The organism is Pantoea sp. PNT03 (assembly GCF_014852515.1).
In the GTDB taxonomy this organism is placed as follows: domain Bacteria; phylum Pseudomonadota; class Gammaproteobacteria; order Enterobacterales; family Enterobacteriaceae; genus Pantoea; species Pantoea leporis.
The window spans coordinates 520,763-541,713 of record NZ_JACVBT010000004.1 but is presented as its reverse complement, the minus strand read 5'-3'; the positions used below and the strand labels follow the sequence as shown (position 1 = coordinate 541,713).

General features: G+C 56.4%; 16 protein-coding genes. 4 read left to right on the top strand and 12 right to left on the bottom strand.

The window, feature by feature from the left end:
• Nucleotides 1–55: 55 nt before the first annotated feature.
• Nucleotides 56–2,287: a GTP diphosphokinase gene (relA, locus tag IB226_RS16925; RefSeq protein ID WP_101762592.1), complete on the bottom strand. Its 2,232-nt coding sequence runs from the start codon at nucleotides 2,285–2,287 to the stop codon at nucleotides 56–58.
• A gap of 32 nt (nucleotides 2,288–2,319) precedes the next feature.
• Nucleotides 2,320–3,636, bottom strand: coding sequence for a 23S rRNA (uracil(1939)-C(5))-methyltransferase RlmD (rlmD, locus tag IB226_RS16920; RefSeq protein WP_192236503.1), 1,317 nt, complete (start codon nucleotides 3,634–3,636; stop codon nucleotides 2,320–2,322).
• Between the two features lie 90 nt (nucleotides 3,637–3,726).
• On the opposite strand from rlmD, the gene barA reads away from it, so the two are divergent.
• Nucleotides 3,727–6,456 (top strand): two-component sensor histidine kinase BarA, encoded by a 2,730-nt coding sequence (gene barA, locus IB226_RS16915; RefSeq protein ID WP_192236502.1) that lies wholly within the window; start codon nucleotides 3,727–3,729, stop codon nucleotides 6,454–6,456.
• A gap of 146 nt (nucleotides 6,457–6,602) precedes the next feature.
• Here the strand turns inward: barA and IB226_RS16910 are convergent, their stop codons facing one another.
• From IB226_RS16910 to IB226_RS16885, 6 genes are all read right to left on the bottom strand, one after another.
• Nucleotides 6,603–7,742: a glycerate kinase gene (locus IB226_RS16910; protein ID WP_192236501.1), complete on the bottom strand. Its 1,140-nt coding sequence runs from the start codon at nucleotides 7,740–7,742 to the stop codon at nucleotides 6,603–6,605.
• Between the two features lie 84 nt (nucleotides 7,743–7,826).
• Nucleotides 7,827–8,711, bottom strand: a complete 885-nt coding sequence (gene garR / locus IB226_RS16905) for a 2-hydroxy-3-oxopropionate reductase (RefSeq protein WP_064738030.1) — start codon at nucleotides 8,709–8,711, stop codon at nucleotides 7,827–7,829.
• Nucleotides 8,712–8,730: 19 nt separating this feature from the next.
• Nucleotides 8,731–9,498, bottom strand: coding sequence for a 2-dehydro-3-deoxyglucarate aldolase (garL, locus tag IB226_RS16900; protein WP_101762587.1), 768 nt, complete (start codon nucleotides 9,496–9,498; stop codon nucleotides 8,731–8,733).
• A 52-nt stretch (nucleotides 9,499–9,550) separates the two neighbouring features.
• A complete protein-coding gene (gudD, locus tag IB226_RS16895) occupies nucleotides 9,551–10,882 on the bottom strand; it encodes a glucarate dehydratase (RefSeq protein WP_110868303.1) in 1,332 nt (443 codons plus the stop codon).
• 16 nt (nucleotides 10,883–10,898) lie between these two features.
• Nucleotides 10,899–12,239: an enolase C-terminal domain-like protein gene (locus IB226_RS16890; RefSeq protein WP_192236500.1), complete on the bottom strand. Its 1,341-nt coding sequence runs from the start codon at nucleotides 12,237–12,239 to the stop codon at nucleotides 10,899–10,901.
• A 9-nt stretch (nucleotides 12,240–12,248) separates the two neighbouring features.
• On the bottom strand, nucleotides 12,249–13,595 hold the full coding sequence (locus IB226_RS16885) for an MFS transporter (RefSeq protein WP_137386351.1): 1,347 nt from the start codon (nucleotides 13,593–13,595) through the stop codon (nucleotides 12,249–12,251).
• A 509-nt stretch (nucleotides 13,596–14,104) separates the two neighbouring features.
• Here IB226_RS16885 and garD point away from each other — a divergent pair.
• Entirely contained in the window at nucleotides 14,105–15,664 is a 1,560-nt protein-coding gene (gene garD, locus IB226_RS16880) for a galactarate dehydratase (RefSeq protein ID WP_192236499.1), read from the top strand.
• Between the two features lie 123 nt (nucleotides 15,665–15,787).
• Here the strand turns inward: garD and IB226_RS16875 are convergent, their stop codons facing one another.
• The 4 genes from IB226_RS16875 to syd form a co-directional block, all read right to left on the bottom strand.
• A complete protein-coding gene (locus IB226_RS16875) occupies nucleotides 15,788–16,234 on the bottom strand; it encodes a flavodoxin (RefSeq protein ID WP_110867948.1) in 447 nt (148 codons plus the stop codon).
• A 12-nt stretch (nucleotides 16,235–16,246) separates the two neighbouring features.
• Nucleotides 16,247–17,026: a tRNA pseudouridine(65) synthase TruC gene (gene truC / locus IB226_RS16870; RefSeq protein WP_110867949.1), complete on the bottom strand. Its 780-nt coding sequence runs from the start codon at nucleotides 17,024–17,026 to the stop codon at nucleotides 16,247–16,249.
• Complete coding sequence (locus tag IB226_RS16865) at nucleotides 17,026–17,352, bottom strand: YqcC family protein (protein ID WP_101762014.1); 327 nt, start codon at nucleotides 17,350–17,352, stop codon at nucleotides 17,026–17,028. Before IB226_RS16865 ends, truC begins: the two co-directional genes overlap by 1 nt.
• Before the next feature lie 592 nt (nucleotides 17,353–17,944).
• Nucleotides 17,945–18,493 (bottom strand): SecY-interacting protein, encoded by a 549-nt coding sequence (syd, locus tag IB226_RS16860; protein WP_110867950.1) that lies wholly within the window; start codon nucleotides 18,491–18,493, stop codon nucleotides 17,945–17,947.
• Between the two features lie 62 nt (nucleotides 18,494–18,555).
• Here syd and queF point away from each other — a divergent pair, with 62 nt between their 5' ends.
• Together queF and ppnN are read left to right on the top strand one after the other, a co-directional pair.
• On the top strand, nucleotides 18,556–19,401 hold the full coding sequence (gene queF, locus IB226_RS16855; RefSeq protein WP_192236498.1) for an NADPH-dependent 7-cyano-7-deazaguanine reductase QueF: 846 nt from the start codon (nucleotides 18,556–18,558) through the stop codon (nucleotides 19,399–19,401).
• A gap of 182 nt (nucleotides 19,402–19,583) precedes the next feature.
• On the top strand, nucleotides 19,584–20,948 hold the full coding sequence (gene ppnN / locus IB226_RS16850; RefSeq protein ID WP_101762010.1) for a nucleotide 5'-monophosphate nucleosidase PpnN: 1,365 nt from the start codon (nucleotides 19,584–19,586) through the stop codon (nucleotides 20,946–20,948).
• Nucleotides 20,949–20,951 lie beyond the last annotated feature (3 nt).

The following is a 20,951-nucleotide window of genomic DNA, read 5'->3' as shown; positions in this document are numbered from 1 at the left end:
GTCTTCTTCCCCCGCGAACGGGGGAAGGTCGGGATGGGGGACAAACGGCTCTGAATCAATGCAAACGGCGCGCGTCGATAATATCCGGCACCTGATTGAGACGTGCCAGCACGCGGCCAAGCACTTGCTGGTTATAGATCTCAATATCCATATCAATGGTTGCCAGCTGCTTTTTGGTGTCACTGCGGCTGGAGACGCCGAGCACATTGACCTTCTCGTTAGCCAGAATGGTGGTGATATCGCGTAGCAGGCCGCTACGATCGTTGGCGGTAACGCGTACCACCAACGAATAACCGCTGGAGTAATCCTCGCCCCACACCGCATCAACGATACGTTCCGGTGCGTGCGAAATCAGCTCGGTTAACTGGTCGCAGTCGGCGCGGTGAATCGAGATGCCGCGCCCCTGGGTGATAAAGCCCACGATATCGTCGCCAGGAATCGGCTGGCAGCAGCGGGCGATGTGGTGCAGCAGATTGCCCACGCCTTCCACCACCACGCGACCGCTCTCTTTGCGCGCGGACGGCGCATGTGACTTCTGCGTCAGCAGGCGCAGCGCCTCGCGATCTTCCTCTTCGGCGCTCGGCTTGTTGAGCTTGCCCTGCAGGAAATTCACCATCTGATTGAGGCGAATATCGCCGCCGCCAATCATCGCCAGCAGCTCATCCTGCGAACTGACGTTATAGCGCGGCAGCAGCAGTTTTTCCGCTTCGCGCATGCTGATATCCATCTGATTTAGCTCGCTTTCGAGGATCTGACGGCCAGCAATGATATTTTTGTCACGATCCTGTTTGCGGAACCAGGCGTGAATTTTCGAGCGTCCGCGGCTGGTGGTGATATAGCCGAGGTTCGGGTTCAGCCAGTCGCGGCTTGGGTTTGGCTGTTTCTGGGTGATCACTTCAATCTGATCGCCCATCTGCAACTGATAGGTAAACGGCACGATGCGCCCGCTGATTTTGGCGCCAATGCAGCGGTGGCCGATATCGCTGTGAATATGGTAGGCGAAGTCGAGCGGCGTTGATCCCGCCGGCAGATCGACCACGTCACCTTTCGGGGTAAACACATACACGCGGTCGTCGAATACCTGGCTGCGCACCTCTTCCAGCATCTCGCCGGAATCAGCCATCTCTTCCTGCCAGCTAATCAGCTTACGCAGCCAGGCGATGCGCCCTTCATGTCCTGCCGCGCCGCGCGCGTTGCTGGAGGTTGGACCTTCTTTGTACTTCCAGTGTGCGGCGACGCCCAGCTCGGCATCTTCATGCATCTGGCGCGTACGAATCTGGATTTCCACCGTTTTGCCCTGCGGACCCAGCACCACGGTATGAATCGATTGATAGCCGTTAGGCTTGGGGTTGGCAACGTAGTCGTCAAACTCACTCGGCAGATGGCGAAACAGCGTATGCACCGTACCAAGCGCGCCGTAGCAATCCTGCAGCCGTTCCGCCACGATACGCACCGCGCGCACGTCAAACAACTCATCGAACGCTAATGACTTCTTCTGCATCTTGCGCCAGATGCTGTAGATGTGTTTCGGACGACCATACACTTCAGCACGCACGCCCTCTTTCTGCATCTCGGCGCGCAGATTGGCAACGAAGCTTTCAATATAACCTTCGCGGTCAATACGGCGTTCATGCAGCAGCTTAGCAATGCGTTTGTATTCATCGGGATGCAGATAGCGGAAGCAGTAATCTTCCAGCTCCCATTTGAGCTGGCCGATACCCAAGCGGTTGGCCAGCGGTGCGTAGATATTGGTGCTCTCTTTCGCCGCGAGCACGCGCTCATCTTCTGGCGCGTCTTTCATTTCTCGCAGATGGGCGATACGTTCCGCCAGCTTGATAACCACGCAGCGGAAATCTTCCACCATCGCCAGCAGCATGCGGCGCACGTTATCCACCTGCTCGGAGGCCATCGAATCGTTGTGAATCGCTTTCAGCTGGCGAATGGCATCCATGTCGCGCACGCCGTGCACCAACATCACAATCTCTTTGCCAAAGGCCTTTTCGAGATCCTCTTCGCTCACCACATCGGCGTTGGCGAGCGGGAACAGCAGCGCCGCGCGCAGGCTGTCAATGTCCATGCTGAGCATGGTGAGAATTTCCACCATCTCAATACCGCGCCACAGCAGCAGAGCTTGATCAGGATGGTTGTGCGTTTCGGCTTCACAGTAGCGCCACGCATCCGCCAGTCGCTGACAGGATTGCGGATTGTTGATACTCAAACTGGCGATCCACTGGTCGAGGGCAAATTCGCCCGCCGTATTTAAATGCGCACTTCTAACCGCAACCATATCCTCTCCTGCCACAGCGATGTGGACATCGCTTATGCTTTGCTAAACAGCACCATGGATTCGAGATGACTGGTATGGGGGAACATATCCAGCATCGCGACCCTTTCCAAATGGTAGCCCGCTGACAGCAATGTCTGACTGTCACGCGCCAGCGTTGTAGGGTTACAGGAAACATAGACCACACGTTGCGGCGCAAGTTTAACCACATGCGCCATTACGCCCGCGGCCCCAGCACGCGCTGGATCCAGTAACACCTTGTTAAATCCCTGCGTCGCCCACGGCTGACGCGATACATCTTCCTCCAGGTTATGCTGGAAAAAGCGAACATTCTTGAGATTAGTCTGCTCAGCATTATACGCTGCCTGCTGCACTAATGCTGCAACGCCCTCCACACCTACAACATTTTGTACGAACTTTCCTAATGGCAAGGTAAAGTTTCCCATGCCGCAGAACAAATCCAGCACACGATCCTCTGGCTGCAAATCCAGCCATTCAATGGCTTTGGCGACCATCTGCTGATTCACACCATCGTTGACCTGAATAAAATTCTGCGGGCTAAAGGATAGCGGCAAATTCAACGAGTGATAAAAAGGTTCGCGCGCATTCAGCGCCAGCAAACTTTCACTGCCATCAGCCAGATAGAGCGACAGTTGCTGCTCATGCGAAAAGCGTTCCAGTTTTGCGCGGTCGCCTGCAGATAATGCATCAAGATGACGCAGCACCATCAGCGGGCCATTATCCGCCAGCACCAATTCTACGTGGCCTAACCGTTTAACTGCCTGTAAATCGCTGAGGCACTGGTGCAGCGGCTGCAGCAACGCTTCAAGTTCGGGCACCAAAACCGGGCATTGCTTCAATTCAACCAGATCGTTGCTGGCGGCCTGACGGAACCCCATTTGCAGACGCTGCTGTTTTGGCTGCCACTGCAATCCTAAACGCGCCCGGCGACGGTAGCCCCACGCGCTGCCGCTGATGATCTCATCCACCTTCACCGGCAGCGGCGCTTCGCGGCTTAACATGCGGCTTAAGGCGCGCGCTTTACTCTCCTGCTGCAAAGCCACCGAGGCATGTTGCTGCTGACAGCCGCCGCACACGCCAAAATGGACGCAGCGCGGTGTTTCCCGCTGTGGGCTGGGATTAATGATCTTGTTAGCTTTGGCGCGTGCGTATTTGCTTTTATCCTCGAACACCGTCACTTCCGCCTGTTCACCGGGCAGCGCACCGCTAACAAACATCGCCTTGCCTTTATGGCGCGCAACACCTTGTCCGAAAGGATCGAGGTCTTCAATGGTGACGGATATACGAGCCTTCGTCGTCACACGCTGTTTTGCGGAGTAAAATTGCGCCATAGTATTGTGAAATCTCTACGTTAATTGGGTGTGCAGCCATTAACCGTGCTCGCACAGGGAAAAAATGCCAGGAGTCGCCAGGCCACAATTATGACCAAATACAGCCTGCGGGCGCGAATGATGATTCTGATACTGGCGCCAACGCTGATGATTGGTCTGCTGCTCAGTACCTTCTTTGTGGTGCACCGCTACAATGAATTACAGCATCAGGTGCACGATGCGGGAGCGAACATCATCGAACCGCTGGCGGTCTCCAGTGAATACGGCATGACGTGGCACAACCGCGATGCGATTCGCGAGTTAGTTAGTCTGCTGCATCGCCGCCACTCCGATATTGTCCGTGCCATCACCATTTTCGACAACAACAATCACGTCTACGTCACCTCGAATAACAATCAGAATCTGGCGCTACTGCAAAAAGAGGACATCTCCACGCTGGAAGATGGCGTCTCGGTGGAGCGGCAAGGCACGATTATGATTCTGCGCACGCCGATTATCTCTGAACGCTATTCGGTGGATGAGCTGCCGGGCGAAGATGCCAAACCAGCCGGGAATCCGCTGGGTTATGTGGCGATCGAACTGGATCTGCAATCAGTGCGGCTGGAGCAGTACAAAGAAGTATTTGTCGCCACGCTGCTGCTGCTGTTTTGCCTGTGCATCGCCATGCTGTTTGCCTATCGCCTGATGCGCGACGTCACCGGTCCCATTCGCAATATGGTTACCACCGTGGACCGCATTCGTCGTGGCCAGCTGGACAGCCGCGTCGATGGCTACATGCTGGGCGAGCTGAGCATTCTGAAAAACGGCATCAACGCCATGGCAATGTCGCTCACCGCCTATCACGAAGAGATGCAGCAGAACATCGATCAGGCGACTTACGATCTGCGTGAAACGCTGGAGCAGCTGGAGATTCAGAACGTCGAGCTGGATCTGGCGAAGAAGCGCGCGCAGGAAGCGGCGCGCATCAAATCGGAGTTCCTCGCCAACATGTCGCATGAGCTGCGTACGCCGCTGAACGGCGTAATTGGCTTTACCCGTCAGATGTTAAAAACCGGGCTGAGCACCAACCAGCGCGACTACATGAGCACCATCGAGCGTTCGGCGAATAACCTGCTGAGCATCATTAATGACGTGCTCGATTTCTCGAAACTGGAAGCCGGCAAGCTGGTGCTGGAGTCGATCCCGTTCCCGCTGCGCGCCACGCTGGATGAAACGCTGGTGCTGCTGGCGCCGTCCGCCCATGACAAAGGGCTGGAAATTACCGTGTGCCTGGAAAAACAGGTGCCGGATAATGTGATTGGCGATCCGCTGCGCCTGCAGCAGATCATGATTAACCTGATTGGTAACGCGATTAAATTCACCGAGCACGGTCATATCGATTTGCGCGTTGAGCTGCGCAGCATCAACACTACACGCGTTGAGCTCGAGATTCAGGTGCATGACACCGGCATCGGTATCTCTGAACAGCAGCAGTCGCAGCTATTCCAGGCGTTCCGTCAGGCCGATGCCAGCATTACGCGCCGTCATGGCGGCACCGGTTTAGGGTTGGTGATCACGCAGAAACTGGTGAGCGAAATGGGCGGCGAAATTGCCTTCCACAGCCGCCCGAATCAGGGTTCGACCTTCTGGGTGCGCATTCATCTCGATCTCAATCCAAACGCGCCAACCATTCCGCGCATGCTGGATGACTTGCGCGCCACGCCGCTGGCTTATATCGAGCCACATTCAGCGGTGGCGAAAGCGGTGCAGGAGATGCTGAGCATCACGCCGCTGCAGGTGCAGCACTTCTCCAGCCTGGATGAGATACCCGATACACACTTCCCGCTGCTGCTGATGGGTTTGCCGGTCACCGAGCCGCATCCTGCGACGTTGCCGGATGCATTGATTAAACGTCTGCATGCGCGCGCCGATTCGGTGTTGCTGGCGCTGCCGAGTGAAATGATGCTATTTGCCGATGACTTACGGGCGCGCGGCATTGCCGGGTGTATCGCCAAACCGGTTTCGTTGACGCGCTTGCTGCCGATGCTGCTGGACTTACATGACTGGCAAAGCGATGCGCTGCCGCGCGGTGCACGTCAGCCGCTGACGGTAATGGCGGTGGATGACAATCCCGCCAATCTGAAACTGATTGGCGCGCTGCTGGAGGAGCAGGTGCAGCACATCATTCTGTGTGATAATGCCGAGCAGGCGATTCGCCAGGCGCGCCTGCACAAGCTGGACGTGATTCTGATGGACATTCAGATGCCGGATATCGATGGCATCCGCGCCAGCGAAATCATCCGCAGCCTGCCGCTGCACGCCACCACACCGATTGTCGCCGTTACTGCGCATGCGCTGGATGGCGAACGTGCGCAGCTCATCAACGCTGGCATGAATGACTATCTGGCGAAGCCGATTGATGAGGACAAACTGAGCCAGCTGCTGCAGCGTTACGCGCCGAACCGGGTCATGCCACAGCCGCAACAGCCACATGTGGCGCCGTCACTGGACTGGACGCTGGCGCTACGTCAGGCCGCCAATAAACCCGATTTAGCCCGCGATTTGCTGCAAATGCTGCTCGATTTCCTGCCGGAAGTGGAAGAGCGCGTAGAGAGTGCAATGGCGAGCAATGATGTGGTGGGATTGCGCGAGATTATCCACAAGCTGCACGGCAGCGCCAGCTACAGCGGCGTGCCGCGCCTGAAGCAGCTGTGTCAGCAGCTGGAGAAGAGTTTGCATCTGGAGAGCGATATCGACGCGCTGGAGCCGGAGCTGCTGGAGTTGAGTGATGAGATGGCGAACGTGGCGCGTGAAGCGAGGAAGTTGTTGGCGTTGGGTTAGTGCGGTGCGGTTTTCCCCTCACCCCAGCCCTCTCCCGCAAGCGGGCGAGGAAGTTGCCCCGAGCACGCTGAAGTTACGTGCAAACTTATTCGATCACTCCGATCGGTTCCCTCTCCCTCAGGGAGAGGGTTAGGGTGAGGGGAAAACTATCTCCCTTTCCCTAGCTTAATCACCGCCGCCACATTGCGCGCCGTCAGGCGCACGTTCTGCGCCGCGTTGGCCAGCGCGTCATCCAATGAGCAGATGCTAAACAGCACGCTGAACACCGCATCCAGCCCATGTTGGTGCACCACGCCGACATCCGCGGTTAAACTTCCAGCAATGCCAATCACCGGTTTATTAAACTGCTTCGCGACCTTTGCCACACCAATCGGCACCTTGCCATTAATGCTTTGACTATCAATGCGCCCTTCGCCGGTAATCACCAGATCGGCATCTTTCACCTGCTCGGCCAGGCCCAAGGCTTCAGTGACAATCTCAATGCCGCTGCGTAACTCGGCCTGACAAAACGCATGCAGCGCCGCGCCCATGCCGCCCGCCGCGCCGCCGCCATCAATGTGTAAAACATCAATATCCAGATCGCGATGAATCAGGGTGGCGTAATGTTCCAGTGCTTTGTCCAGCTGCTGCACCAGTTCCGGCGTTGCGCCTTTCTGCGGACCGAAGATCGCCGAAGCGCCCTTATCACCGGTGAGCGGATTGCTGACATCGCAGGCGACTTCAAAGCGACACTGCTTAATACGCGTATCCAGCTGTTCGATATCGATGCGCGCCAGCTGCGGTAATGCGCCGCCGCCGTAGGCGATTTGCTTGCCGTGCTCATCCAGCAGTTGTGCGCCCAGCGCCTGCATCATGCCGGAACCGCCATCATTGGTGGCGCTGCCGCCAATGCCGATAATGAAGTGATCGACACCGCGATCGAGCGCATCTTTGATCAGCTCGCCGGTGCCGAACGAAGTGGTAATCAGCGGATCGCGCTGTGCCGCGGGCACTAACTCCAGCCCGCTGGCTGCCGCCATTTCGATAAATGCGGTACGCTCATCACCTGACAAACCGTAGAACGCCTCCACTGGCTTGCCGAGCGGTCCAGTAACCGTCAGCCGGACAATGTTTCCCTGCGTTGCCGCCACCATCGCTTCAACCGTGCCTTCACCACCGTCGGCAACCGGTATTTTCACGTACTCAGCTTCGGGAAAGATCTCGCGGAATCCCGCTTCAATCGCCGAAGCCACTTCCAGGGCGGATAAACTCTCTTTATATGAATCCGGTGCGATGACAATTTTCATAGGCAATCCAGCGCGGTTGATGACGGACATCCGTCCTGCGAAGGCAGCGAGCCGCCCGACATCCGTAGACGCCGGACGATTGCACTACCGGGTGATCTCAACTTTCGCTAATTTTTCATAATAGCAGGCCAGCGCGCTATGGTCGGAAGTGCCCTGTCCATCCACTTTCAGCGCCTGCATCATCTCCATCACTGCGGCAGTCAGCGGCAGATGCGCACCGATCTCGTGCGAGGTATCCAGCGCATTGGCCAGATCTTTGATATGCAGATCGATGCGGAAGCCCGGTTTGAAGTTACGATCCAGTACCATCGGCGCTTTGGCATCCAGCACGGTGCTGCCTGCCAGACCACCACGAATCGCCTGATAAACCAGCTCAGGATTAACGCCCGCTTTGGTCGCCAGCGACAGCGCTTCTGACATCGCCGCGATGTTAAGCGCCACAATCACCTGGTTCGCTAGCTTGGTCACATTCCCCGCACCAATGTCACCGGTGTGGACCACCGAACCCGCCATCGCTTTCATGATGTCGTAGCACTGATCAAACACCGCTTTATCGCCGCCCACCATCACCGACAGCGTGCCTTCAATCGCTTTCGGCTCGCCGCCGCTGACTGGCGCATCGAGCATTTTGATGCCTTTCGCCGCCAGCGCATCATGCACTTCGCGGCTGGCCAACGGCGCAATGGAACTCATGTCGATAACAATCAGGCCCGGCTTCGCGCCTTCGATGATGCCGTTAGCGCCGAGGCACACCTCTTTAACCTGTGGCGAGTTCGGTACCATGGTGATCAACACATCCACCTGTTCAGCCACCTCTTTTGGCGTCTTGGCTACGGTGGCGCCCAGCTCCACCAACTCTGCTTCGTTACTAACATTATGGTCGCGCACCACCAGCGAATAACCGGCTTTCACCAGGTTTTTACTCATCGGTTTGCCCATGATGCCGAGGCCGATAAATCCAATTTTCATTGCCTTTCCTCTCAGTCAGTTATTTTTTAAATTTGTCACACAGCGCCTGCGTGGCGTTACGGAACACACCCAGATCGCTGCCTACCGCCACAAAGCTGGCGCCCCACTCCAGATAGCGGCGCGCATCGGCTTCCACCGGCGCCAGAATGCCACTCGGTTTCCCCGCTGCTTTGGCGCGTTCGAAGACGTGTTTAATCACTTTCAATACTTCGGGATGCGCAGGCTGGCCGAGATAGCCGAGCGCGGCCGAGAGATCGCCCGGTCCAACGAAGATGCCATCGACCCCCTCCACCGCGGCGATAGCATCGATGTTGTCCACCGCCTGTTGCGTTTCGATCTGCACCAGCACCGTGATGTTGTCGTTAATGGTGCTGTTGTAATCCGGCAACGTGCCGTACATGTTGCTGCGGTGTGAAACCGACACACCGCGAATGCCCGCCGGTGGATAGCGAGTTGATGCCACCGCGCGAATCGCTTCTTCCTCGGTTTCCACAAACGGCACCAGGAAGTTGTAGAAGCCGATATCCAGCAAGCGCTTGATGATGATCGGTTCGTTGCACGGCGGACGCACCACCGGCGCGCTGTGGCTGCCCTTCAGTGCCATCAGTTGCGGCACAAAGGTGGTGATGTCATTCGGCGCGTGTTCGCCATCCAGCACCAGCCAGTCAAAGCCCGCCAGGCCCAGCACTTCAGTGGTAAGGGGATTAGCCAGCGCGCACCAGCTGCCAATCAGGGTTTCTCCTGCCAGCAAACGGCGACGAAAAGGGTTCGGCCAGGCATTGCTCATTGTCTTCACTCCTGTCGGTTACAGCAGGCTCCCGCGCGGGGAGCCGGAAAAGTTAGCGCACCAGGCACGGACGCTTGTTATCAAAGGTCCAGTTCGGTACGAGGAACTGCATGGCTTGCGCATCATCACGCGCGCCTAAACCGTGTTTCTGATACAGCGCGTTGGCCTGCATCACCTGATCCATATCCAGCTCGACGCCGAGACCCGGTTTTTGCGGCACCTGCACCATGCCGCCTTTAATCTGGAACGGCTCTTTGGTCAGGCGCTGATTGCCTTCCTGCCAAATCCAGTGGGTATCGATGGCGGTAATCGCACCCGGTGCGGCGGCGGCAACGTGGGTAAACATCGCCAGTGAGATGTCGAAGTGGTTGTTAGAGTGCGAGCCCCACGTCAGGCCGAAGTCGTGACACATCTGCGCCACGCGTACCGAACCCTGCATCGTCCAGAAGTGCGGATCGGCCAACGGGATATCGACCGACTGCAGCGACAGCGTGTGGCCCATTTGACGCCAGTCGGTGGCGATCATATTGGTGGCGGTCGGCATGCCGGTGGCGCGGCGGAATTCCGCCATCACTTCGCGCCCGGAATAGCCCTGCTCAGCACCGCACGGATCTTCCGCATAGGCCAGCACACCTTTCAGTTGCTTACCGAGCAGAATCGCCTCGTTGAGCGACCAGGCGCCGTTAGGATCAAGCGTAACGCGCGCCTGCGGGAAACGCTTCGCCAGCGCCGTCACCGCTTCGGCCTCTTCGCCACCGCGCAGCACGCCGCCTTTCAGTTTGAAATCGTTAAAGCCATATTTTTCATAGGCCGCTTCCGCCAGGCGCACCACCGTATCCGGCGTCAGTGCTTCTTCGTGGCGCAGGCGATACCAATCGCATTTGTCATTTTCCTGGCTCTGATACGGTAGCGAGGTTTTCTTGCGGTCGCCGACGTAGAACAGATAGCCGAGCATTTCTACCCGGTCGCGCTGCTGACCATCGCCAAGCAACGAGGCGACGTTCACGCCCAAATGCTGTCCCAGCAGATCGAGCAGCGCCGCTTCGATGCCAGTAACCACGTGAATGGTGGTACGCAAATCAAAGGTTTGGTTGCCGCGTCCGCTGGAATCGCGGTCGGCAAAGGTGCTGCGCACCAGGTTGAGGATGTTCTTGTATTCGCCAACGGTTTTCTGCACCACCAGCGCCGCCGCATCCTCCAGCGTCTGACGAATCTTTTCGCCGCCCGGAATCTCACCGACGCCGGTGTGTCCGGCATTGTCTTTAATGATGACGATGTTGCGGGTAAAGAACGGCGAATGCGCGCCACTCAGGTTAAGCAACATGCTGTCGTGACCGGCCACCGGAATGACCTGCAGCGATGTTATTTTCGGTGTCTGACTCATTTCCTGCTCCTTAAAATTAGCCGCGACCAAAGGCTGGACGCTTGCGGTCGAATGCCCAATTGGGAACCAGATACTGCATCGCTGTGGCGTCATTACGTGCGCCCGCCGGCAGTGATTTGTACAACGCGTTGGCCTGATGCAGGCGATCCCAATCCAGCTCGACGCCGAGGCCCGGCTTATCCGGCACGGCGATTTTGCCGTTGCGGATCTGCAGCGGCTCTTTGGTCAGGCGCTGATCGCCCTCCTGCCAAATCCAGTGCGTATCAATGGCGGTCGGTTTACCCGGCGCAGCAGCGCCAACGTGGGTGAACATCGCCAGTGAAATATCGAAGTGGTTATTGGAGTGACAGCCCCACGTCAGCCCCCAGTCATCACACAGCTGCGCCACGCGCACTGCGCCGCTCAGCGTCCAGAAGTGCGGATCGGCCAGCGGGATGTCGACGGCATTGAGCATCACCGCGTGGTTCATCTCGCGCCAGTTGGTGGCGATCATGTTGGTGGCGACCGGCAACCCCGTCGCACGGCGGAATTCGGCCATCACTTCGCGGCCGGAATAGCCCTGCTCGGCACCGCACGGATCTTCGGCGTAGGTCAGCACATCGCCCATGCCTTTACACAAGCGAATGGCTTCATCCAGCGTCCAGGCACCGTTGGGATCGACGGTGATGCGCGCATCGGGGAAGCGTTTTTTTAGCGCCGCCGCCGACTCAATCTCCTGCTCGCCCGGCAGCACGCCGCCTTTGAGTTTGAAATCTTTGAAGCCATATTTGTCCTGCGCCGCTTCCGCCAGACGCACCACAGATTCCGGCGTCAGCGCCTCCTGATGACGCAAGTGATACCAGTCGTGGCTGGCATTTTCGCCGGTCAGATACGGCAAATCGGTTTTGCGACGATCGCCGAGATAGAACAGATAGCCGAGCACCGTGACCTCATCGCGCTGCTGGCCCGGACCGAGCAGTTCCGCCACCGGCACGCCAAGGCATTGGCCGAGCAGATCGAGCAGCGCGGCTTCCAGCGCGGCCACAGCATTGACGCGCAGCTCGAAGGTCCACGCGCCTTTGCCGAAGGTATCGAAATCCGCCGACTGATTGCCTTTGTGCACCTGCTGCACCAGCCGATTCATGCGGGCAACCTGCTGACCTTTTACCTGCGGAATCGCCTCAACCAGCGTTTGGTAGATGGTTTCACCGCCCGGCGCTTCACCGACGCCGGTGTGTCCCGCGCTATCCGTGAGCACCACGATATTGCGGGTGAAGCAGGCGCTGTGCGCGCCACCGATGTTGAGCAGCATACTGTCGTAACCGGCAACCGGAATCACCTGCATATCGGTGATGACCGGCGTGCTTTGCGTAGTCATATTCCGTCCTTATGGCCTGGTTTTCAGTTCAACGCGTTTGATATCGCCGGCAATCACCAGGAAACTAAATGCGGCGACAAAGGCATGGATACCGACATAAATCAGCGCGCCCTCGAAGGATCCGCTGGTGGCGATGATGTAACCGATGGCAATTGGCGTGACGATGCCGGAGAAGTTACCGAACATGTTGAACAGACCGCCGCTCAAACCGCTGATCTCTTTCGGGGCGGTATCTGCCATCACTGCCCAACCCAGCGCACCAATGCCTTTGCCGAAGAACGCCAGCGCCATAAAGAACACCACCACCCATTCGGTGTCGGTGTAGTTACACATCACCATCGAGATGGAGAGCAGCATACCGAGCACAATGGGCGTTTTACGCGCGATGTTCAGCGAACCGGTTTTACGCATCAGGTAATCAGAAATCACGCCGCCCAATACGCCGCCGAGGAAGCCACACACCGCAGGAATCGAAGCAATAAAGCCGGCCTTCAGAATCGACATGCCGCGCGCCTGCACCAGATACACCGGGAACCAGGTAATAAAGAAGTAGGTTAAAGCGTTGACGCAGTATTGGCCGAGATAGATGCCCAGCATCATGCGTGAGGTTAGTAGCTGTTTGATCTGGAACCACTTGTCGCTCCAGCTCACTTTGCGGTCATCCTTTTTGACGTCCATGTTGATCAGTGCGCCGCCCTGCTCCATGTACTCCAACTCGGCTTTGTTGACGCCCGGATGATCGGTGGGATCGTGGATCACTTTCAGCCAGATAAAGCTGAGGATGATGCCCAATCCGCCCATGAACCAGAACACGTGCGCCCAGCCCACTTCGGAGACCAGCCAACCCATGATCGGCGCGAAGATTACCGTGGCAAAGTATTGCGCCGAGTTAAAGATTGCGACAGCGGTGCCGCGCTCCTGTGCCGGGAACCAGGCCGCAACAATGCGGCTATTGCCGGGGAAGGATGGCGCTTCAGCCAGGCCGACCAGGAAGCGCAACAGGAACAGCGAAATGATAATGCCAAAACCGCTGAACAGATCGACGAAGCCTTGCAGCAAGGTGAACAGCGACCAGAGGAAGATGCTCCAGAAGTAGACGCGTTTTGAGCCGAAGCGGTCGAGCAGCCAGCCGCCCGGAATCTGCCCAATCACGTACGCCCAGGAAAAGGCGGAGAAGATATAGCCAAGGCCGACCGAATCAAGGCCGATCTCTTTGGACATCGCCGAACCGGCAATCGAAATGGTTGCGCGGTCACCGTAGTTGAACGAGGTGACGATAAATAACATCACCACAATCCAGTAACGGGCATTGGTGCGCTTTTGCACTGCTTCCGCTGTCTGGCTGAAACTATTCATGATGCACTCCTGAAATATAGCGAACGCTACATCCACTCTGACTGCATACACATCGCGTTGGGTATCAGAATGAAGTCGGGTTAAACACGGCGATTTTTATATTTGGCAATACGATGATGCGTCGTGACGAATAACCTAACGTTGAAGAACGAGAATCAGTATAGGAACAGCCTGGCGGCGAAACACTGGAAGAACGCATGAGGATTAGGGTTGAAAGAGAATGATTTTATGGCATCTGCACATAACGCTGCGGCGTGGCTCACGGAACGCTTTTTTGCTCCCTGATTTTGCCTGGTTAACGTACAGGATAACGGCAGTTTGTGAGTCCCTTCACTTGTGTTTGGATAAACGAACCAAATTCCCCTGATAAATCTCCTTAAAGCCAGTCAGTTGCACAATGCATACGGCAAATACCCCTGCATATACTGAGGCTGGCAAAAAACGATGACGTGATGGACGTATTTTAAACCGCGCTGCTACGTACGGTGCGACGAACTGGAAGGTGAGCAATGAACCGTCCTCTGACAGAAAAACCGCTCTATATCAAAGTGCACGATGCCGATAACGTGGCGATCGTGGTCAACAATCAGGGATTACCGTCTGGCACCCTGTTCGACGACGGACTGCAACTGACTGAGCATGTGCCACAGGGACATAAAGTCGCGCTCAGCGATATCCCGCAAGCAGGCGCGATCCTGCGCTACGGTGAAGTGATTGGCTACGCGCTGCGTCCCATCCCACAAGGTAGCTGGATTGAAGAATCACTGGTAGCGCTGCCCGAAGCGCCGCCACTCAACAGTTTGCCGTTGGCAAACAATGTACCGCCCGCGCTGCCGCCGCTGGAAGGTTATACCTTCGAAGGCTATCGCAATGCAGATGGCAGCGTGGGCACGCGCAACCTGCTCGGCATCACCACCAGCGTTCACTGCGTGGCGGGCGTGGTGGATTATGTAGTGCAGATCATTGAGCGTGATTTGCTGCCGCGTTATCCCAATGTCGATGGCGTGGTGGCGCTGAATCATCTGTACGGTTGCGGCGTGGCAATCAATGCGCCCGCCGCGGTGGTGCCGATTCGCACCATTCATAACCTGGCGCTGAATCCCAATTTTGGTGGCGAAGTGATGATCGTCAGCCTCGGCTGCGAGAAGTTACAGCCCGAACGTCTGCTGACCGGCACACCGGATGTGCAGGCCATTTCGCTGGATGACAACGACATTGTGCGATTGCAGGATGAGCGGCTGGTGGGCTTCGGCGCGATGGTGGATGAAATCCTGCAGGTCGCCGAACGCCATCTGAAAAAGCTTAATCAACGTCAGCGCGAAACCTGTCCGGCATCAGAGCTGGTGATCGGCACGCAGTGCGGCGGCAGCGACGCTTTCTCGGGCGTAACGGCGAACCCCGCCGTGGGATTTGCTTCTGATTTACTGGTGCGCTGCGGTGCGACGGTGATGTTCTCGGAAGTGACCGAAGTGCGGGATGCCATACATCTGCTGACGCCGCGCGTGGTGGATGAAGCGGTTGGCAAACGGCTGCTGGAAGAGATGGCGTGGTATGACGATTACCTCAGCCAGGGCCAAACCGATCGCAGCGCCAATCCCTCGCCGGGCAACAAAAAAGGCGGGCTGGCGAATGTGGTGGAGAAAGCGCTGGGTTCGATTGCCAAGTCAGGTCGCAGCCCAATTGTTGAAGTGTTGTCGCCAGGACAGCGCCCCACCAAACGCGGGCTGATTTATGCGGCCACACCAGCCAGCGATTTCGTGTGTGGCACGCAGCAGATGGCATCGGGCATTACCTTGCAGGTGTTCACTACCGGGCGCGGCACACCTTACGGTTTGGCCGCCATTCCGGTGATCAAGATGGCAACGCGCAATGCGCTGGCCGAACGCTGGCATGATTTGATGGATATTAATGCCGGAACTATTGCAACGGGCGAAGAGAGTATTGAACAGGTCGGTTGGCGACTGTTTGAGTTGATTCTGGAGATTGCCAGTGGGCGCAAGCAGACGTGGTCGGATCGTTGGGGGATTCGTAATCAGCTGGCGGTGTTTAATCCGGCGCCGGTAACGTGATGGTTATTGCCCTCACCCTGGCCCTCTCCCACTTCGCGGTAGAGGGAACATACCGTGCGGGCTGCACCCTCTAAATATTCCCTCTCCCGCTGGCGGGAGAGGGTTAGGGTGAGGGAAAAGTCCTTACAGCAACTTACCCCAGCTCTCCACCCACGGTGAGGTCACTGATTCGGGCTCCGGATCTTCCGTCGCATCCACCAACAGCACCTCGCCGATGCGCTGCGCGCTCTGCTCCTGCAAGGTGGCATCAAAGGTTTTAGCTGCACCGCAGAAATTGTCATAGCTGCTGTCACCCAAGCCAATCACGCCATAACGCAATTCTGGTTGATAACCCAGCTGATCACGCACTGCAACATACAGGCGGGCAATGTTATCCGGGAAGTCGCCCTGACCGGTGGTTGAGGTGACAATCAGCACCACATCCTGGCTGTATGCCTGCCAATCCGCCATCGACGGATCTTCAAACACCTTCACGTCGTGGCCCTGCTCTTCCAGCACCGTCTGTGCTTCTTCAGCTACCAGCAGCGCATTGCCGTAAACCGTACCTGTAAAAATGCCAATCTTTGCCATCTTGCCGCTCCTTTATTCTGTCGGCTTATCCTGGACTGCATCATTGGCAAACTCAACCCTGGGAACATCAGGGATCTGATCCTGCCAGCCAAACTGCTCAAGCATCTGCTGCCAGACGCGATCCAACCCGGCGCGAATCACTATGGCCTCGCCGGTAACGGGATGGGTAAAGCTGAGTACGCTGGCGTGCAGCATCAGGCGATTGAGGCCAAAATGTGCCGCCGCACCGCGATTCTGGCGCAGATCGCCGTGCGCGCTGTCGCCAATAATCGGATGACGCAGATGCACCATGTGGCGACGCAGCTGATGTTTACGCCCGGTGTGCGGCGCCATCTCCACCAGCGTATAGCGCGCGGTGTTATAGCGGCTGATGGCGACCGGCATCTCAACGTGTGCCAGCGCCTGGTAATCCGTTACCGCCGGTTGGGCAACAGGTTCCTGGGTGGCAAATTTGTCGGCAATCTTATCCAGCTCTTCCACCAGCGGATAATCCAGCGTCGCGCCGCCTTCCAGCCAGCCGCGCAGCACCGCATGATAGGTTTTCTGCATCTGATGCTGTTCAAACTGCTGCGCCAGTAAATGGGCGACTTCACTCGATAAGGCCATCAGCAACACGCCGGACGTTGGGCGATCGAGGCGGTGCACAGTGAACACATGCTGGCCAATCTGATCGCGCACCGTTTGCATCACCACCACTTTTTCATTGCGATCGAGCCAGCTGCGATGCACCAGCCAGCCGGCCGGCTTATTCACCGCGACCAGCCACGCATCTTGATAAAGGATTTCGAGCATCAGGCGGAAGGTTCCTGGAACAGCGCATCAAACTTGTTGAGCGTCAGCAATAGCACCGCATAGCCCGGCGTGTCGGCTGGCAATGCGACTTCATAATAGGGAGCGATGGCAAAATTCTGCGGCAACGGCGCGCCGCTTTCGAGCAGCGCATAAAAACGTGGCATGAACACCCATTGTAGCCATTGCAGCGGCTCCATGGTATCAAGACAGAAAGGTTCGGTACTGGCGAAGGCGCCCGCCTCGGGGGATTGTGACTGCCAATGGCCGTGTTCACGCATCACCGCTTCGACCTGCTGCAGGCGCTGAAAAATCATTTGCGACGACATGCGCCACCTCCAGAGAAAAATTGGGCGGCAAGCATACCATCAGTCACGCCCGGCGTAAAAATGGCATAAAAAAAGGGAGCACTGTGATTACAGTGCTCCCGGTTTTCGTTTGCAGCATTCCAGCTACTGCTGTGCTCCCTGCTCATCCATGACAACTTTTCCTGCGCTTTCCGTCGCTTGTCATCATGACATTGGTCCTTAGCATCCTGGCCCGCCACGTTCCGCGTGGCTCTCATTCTCCGTCCTGGAGGTGTCCTTTATACTCAATCCTGAGTGTCCTGCTTTGTCCTGAAGCCTTCCTTGTGCCGTAAACTCCGTTACGTTCCCGCCTCATGGCTGACATTCTCCTGAACGTCTCTTAATCCCTAGCATCCTGCCAGTGGTGACTATTCTCCCAGAAACCATCGCAATAACAAGCCAGTAAGAAGCGTTAATGGATTAAGTCCTGTCTTAATTTTCAGATTGATGCCATAAGTTCATGATTCACAATATTTTTACATTTAGCGCTTCCGCAAGTCTGCGCAATGATCTAGCGATCTCTCACACCTAACGTGAGAGATCTCTCACAAAGCGCAGCCTAAAAATCTGCAAATCACTGAGTAACCGGTTGTAAAGCATTAAGAAATGTCTTAACCGATGTCGCCAGGACTTCACGCTTTTTAGTGCCAGGCTCCTCAATAATGACCTCGCCGGTAAGATTGCACAGCGCAATCACATCATTCTCTGAGTTGGTGGTGGCAATAAACAGCGTTGGCGCTTGTCTTAAGCGGCGCTTCATAACCAAGTGACCAATCAGGTTTTCCTGCAGGCGAGTGAAATCCGCTTCACTCCATACCTGCAGCAGGGTAATCGGCTGCTGTTCAAAGGTTGCCGTCATATCACCTGCAAACTGGCTGGTGTAAAACGCACTGATTTCTGGTTGCAGTTGCAGATCCAGCGCACGCTCTACCGCTTCAAGCGTGGCTGGTAACGTAAACGGCTGCGGCTGCCACAACACGCGGTCATCCAGCGTGCTGATGATGCAGTCGGAGGGAACGCCAAGCAGATCGGCGCTGGCGGGAAAATGTCCGGTTTGTTGCTGCCAATGTTCCACGTAGCGGGCGGTAAACTCACGCAGAGCATCTACGGTTTGCTGCATCATTCATATTCTCGCAAGTGTTAGGTTACACTTAACCACTTTGATGAAATTCAGTGGTAACCGTTATGTCTTCTGAAAACCGGGATCAGGCATTAAGCGGCCTGACCTTAGGTAAGCCCACGGCTTATGTTGATCGCTACGATAACACGCTGCTGCAATCCGTGCCGCGCAGCCTTAACCGTGAGCCGCTGGGGCTGTATCCCGATAATCTGCCGTTTACTGGCGCAGATATCTGGACGCTCTACGAACTCTCCTGGCTCAACAGCAAAGGCGTTCCGCAGGTCGCAGTGGGCGAAGTGGTACTGCGCGCCGATAGCCAAAACCTGATCGAGTCGAAGAGTTTCAAGCTCTATCTTAACAGTTTTAATCAGACCGTTTTCGCCGACTGGGGCGAAGTGCGTCAGACGCTGGAGCGTGATCTCAGCGCCTGCGCGAAGGGTCAGGTCAGCGTGGCGCTGTTTCGTCTCAGCGAAGTGGAAGGCCAGCCGATCGGCCATTTCAGTGGCGAAGTGATTGATGAACAGGATATCGAAATCCACGATTACGCCTTCAATGCAGATTATCTGGCGCAGGCTGCAGGCCGTGAAATTGTTGAAGAAACGCTGGTTAGCCATCTGCTGAAATCGAACTGCTTAATTACCAATCAGCCGGATTGGGGCTCGGTGATGATTCGCTACAAAGGCCCGCGTATTAATCGTGAAGCGCTGCTGCGTTATCTCATCTCATTCCGTCAGCATAATGAGTTTCATGAGCAGTGCGTTGAGCGCATTTTCAACGACGTTCAGCGCTTTTGTCAGCCAGAAGCCCTGAGCGTTTATGCACGTTACACCAGGCGCGGCGGTCTGGATATCAATCCGTGGCGCAGTAACGTGCCCTTCTCTCCGGGATTTTCCCGCCTGGTTCGCCAGTAATAGTTTGCGAGACGCCTCGCAGGCCGCTGCACGGATGCGCGGTTCCCCTTGAGCATTCACAGCGGACAACGTTACTCTGTTGAAGGCGCGATCGAAGCATGCGCGACCAGGGATTTTCGTCGCTGCGTTAATAAGTTAAGCGCAGCGTCATCAGCCACGCATTTGCGTGTAAAGGAGTTCTCTTGATTACACATATCAGCCCGCTTGGCTCGATGGATCTGCTCTCCCAGCTTGAAGTCGACATGCTGAAGCGCACCGCTAGCAGCGACCTTTATCAGCTGTTTCGTAACTGTTCTCTTGCGGTACTCAACTCCGGTAGCCAGACCGACAGCAGCCAGGAATTGCTTTCGCGTTTTGAAAACTTCGACATCAACGTGTTACGCCGTGAGCGCGGTGTGAAACTTGAGCTGATCAACCCGCCGGAAGAGGCATTTGTTGATGGCCGGATTATTCGTTCGCTGCAGGCAAACTTGTTTGCCGTGCTGCGCGACATTCTGTTTGTAAACGGACAACTGGCGGCAACAGAACGCTACCAGAACGAGGAGCCGGAAGACTCTGCGCATATCACCAATCAGGTGTTTTCGATTCTGCGTAACGCGCGTGCACTGCACATCGGCGAATATCCGAATACCGTGGTGTGTTGGGGCGGCCACTCAATCAATGCGGTGGAATACCAATATTGCCGCAACGTCGGCACACAAATGGGTCTGCGCGAACTCAACATCTGTACCGGTTGCGGACCTGGCGTCATGGAAGCACCGATGAAAGGTGCGGCGGTAGGACATGCGCAGCAGCGTTATCATGACAGCCGTTTTATCGGCCTGACTGAGCCCTCAATCATTGCCGCCGAACCACCGAATCCGCTGGTCAATGAGCTGATCATCATGCCGGATATCGAAAAACGCCTTGAAGCCTTTGTGCGTATCGCCCACGGTATCGTGATCTTCCCTGGCGGCGTGGGCACAGCCGAAGAGCTGCTGTATTTGTTGGGTATTTTAATGAATCCGCACAACAGCGATCAGGTATTGCCGCTGATTCTGACCGGACCCAAAGAGAGCGCCGACTACTTCCGCGTGCTGGATGATTTCATCGTCAATACGCTGGGCGAAGCCGCACGCAAGCACTACAAAATTATCATTGATGATGCCGCTGAAGTGGCGCGTCTGATGAAGAAAGCCATGCCGCAGGTGAAAGAGTATCGCCGCGAAACCGGCGATGCCTACAGCTTCAACTGGTCGATTCGTATCGCACCCGAATTGCAAGTGCCCTTCCTGCCGACGCACGAGAATATGGCAAACCTGAAGCTGTTCCCGGATCAGCCCGCCGAGCTGCTGGCAGCCGATCTGCGTCGCGCCTTCTCCGGCATTGTGGCGGGTAACGTCAAAGAGATCGGAATTCGTGAAATTCGCGAGAAAGGCCCGTACAAACTGCACGGCGATGCCAATCTCATGCACCGCATGGACGAACTGTTGCAAGGTTTTGTCGCACAGCAGCGCATGAAGCTGCCGGGCAGCGCCTACACGCCTTGCTACGAAATCATCAAATAACCC

Excerpts from the sequence above, each read along its gene's own strand:
- queF (WP_192236498.1), top strand. The coding sequence starts at position 18,556 with ATGTCTTCTGAAAACCGGGATCAGGCATTAAGCGGCCTGACCTTAGGT.
- syd (WP_110867950.1), bottom strand. The coding sequence starts at position 18,493 with ATGATGCAGCAAACCGTAGATGCTCTGCGTGAGTTTACCGCCCGCTAC.
- IB226_RS16865 (WP_101762014.1), bottom strand. The coding sequence starts at position 17,352 with ATGTCGTCGCAAATGATTTTTCAGCGCCTGCAGCAGGTCGAAGCGGTG.
- gudD (WP_110868303.1), bottom strand. The coding sequence starts at position 10,882 with ATGAGTCAGACACCGAAAATAACATCGCTGCAGGTCATTCCGGTGGCC.
- rlmD (WP_192236503.1), bottom strand. The coding sequence starts at position 3,636 with ATGGCGCAATTTTACTCCGCAAAACAGCGTGTGACGACGAAGGCTCGT.
- IB226_RS16910 (WP_192236501.1), bottom strand. The coding sequence starts at position 7,742 with ATGAAAATTGTCATCGCACCGGATTCATATAAAGAGAGTTTATCCGCC.
- garL (WP_101762587.1), bottom strand. The coding sequence starts at position 9,498 with ATGAGCAATGCCTGGCCGAACCCTTTTCGTCGCCGTTTGCTGGCAGGA.
- IB226_RS16890 (WP_192236500.1), bottom strand. The coding sequence starts at position 12,239 with ATGACTACGCAAAGCACGCCGGTCATCACCGATATGCAGGTGATTCCG.
- barA (WP_192236502.1), top strand. The coding sequence starts at position 3,727 with ATGACCAAATACAGCCTGCGGGCGCGAATGATGATTCTGATACTGGCG.
- truC (WP_110867949.1), bottom strand. The coding sequence starts at position 17,026 with ATGCTCGAAATCCTTTATCAAGATGCGTGGCTGGTCGCGGTGAATAAG.
- IB226_RS16885 (WP_137386351.1), bottom strand. The coding sequence starts at position 13,595 with ATGAATAGTTTCAGCCAGACAGCGGAAGCAGTGCAAAAGCGCACCAAT.
- relA (WP_101762592.1), bottom strand. The coding sequence starts at position 2,287 with ATGGTTGCGGTTAGAAGTGCGCATTTAAATACGGCGGGCGAATTTGCC.
- garR (WP_064738030.1), bottom strand. The coding sequence starts at position 8,711 with ATGAAAATTGGATTTATCGGCCTCGGCATCATGGGCAAACCGATGAGT.
- garD (WP_192236499.1), top strand. The coding sequence starts at position 14,105 with ATGAACCGTCCTCTGACAGAAAAACCGCTCTATATCAAAGTGCACGAT.
- IB226_RS16875 (WP_110867948.1), bottom strand. The coding sequence starts at position 16,234 with ATGGCAAAGATTGGCATTTTTACAGGTACGGTTTACGGCAATGCGCTG.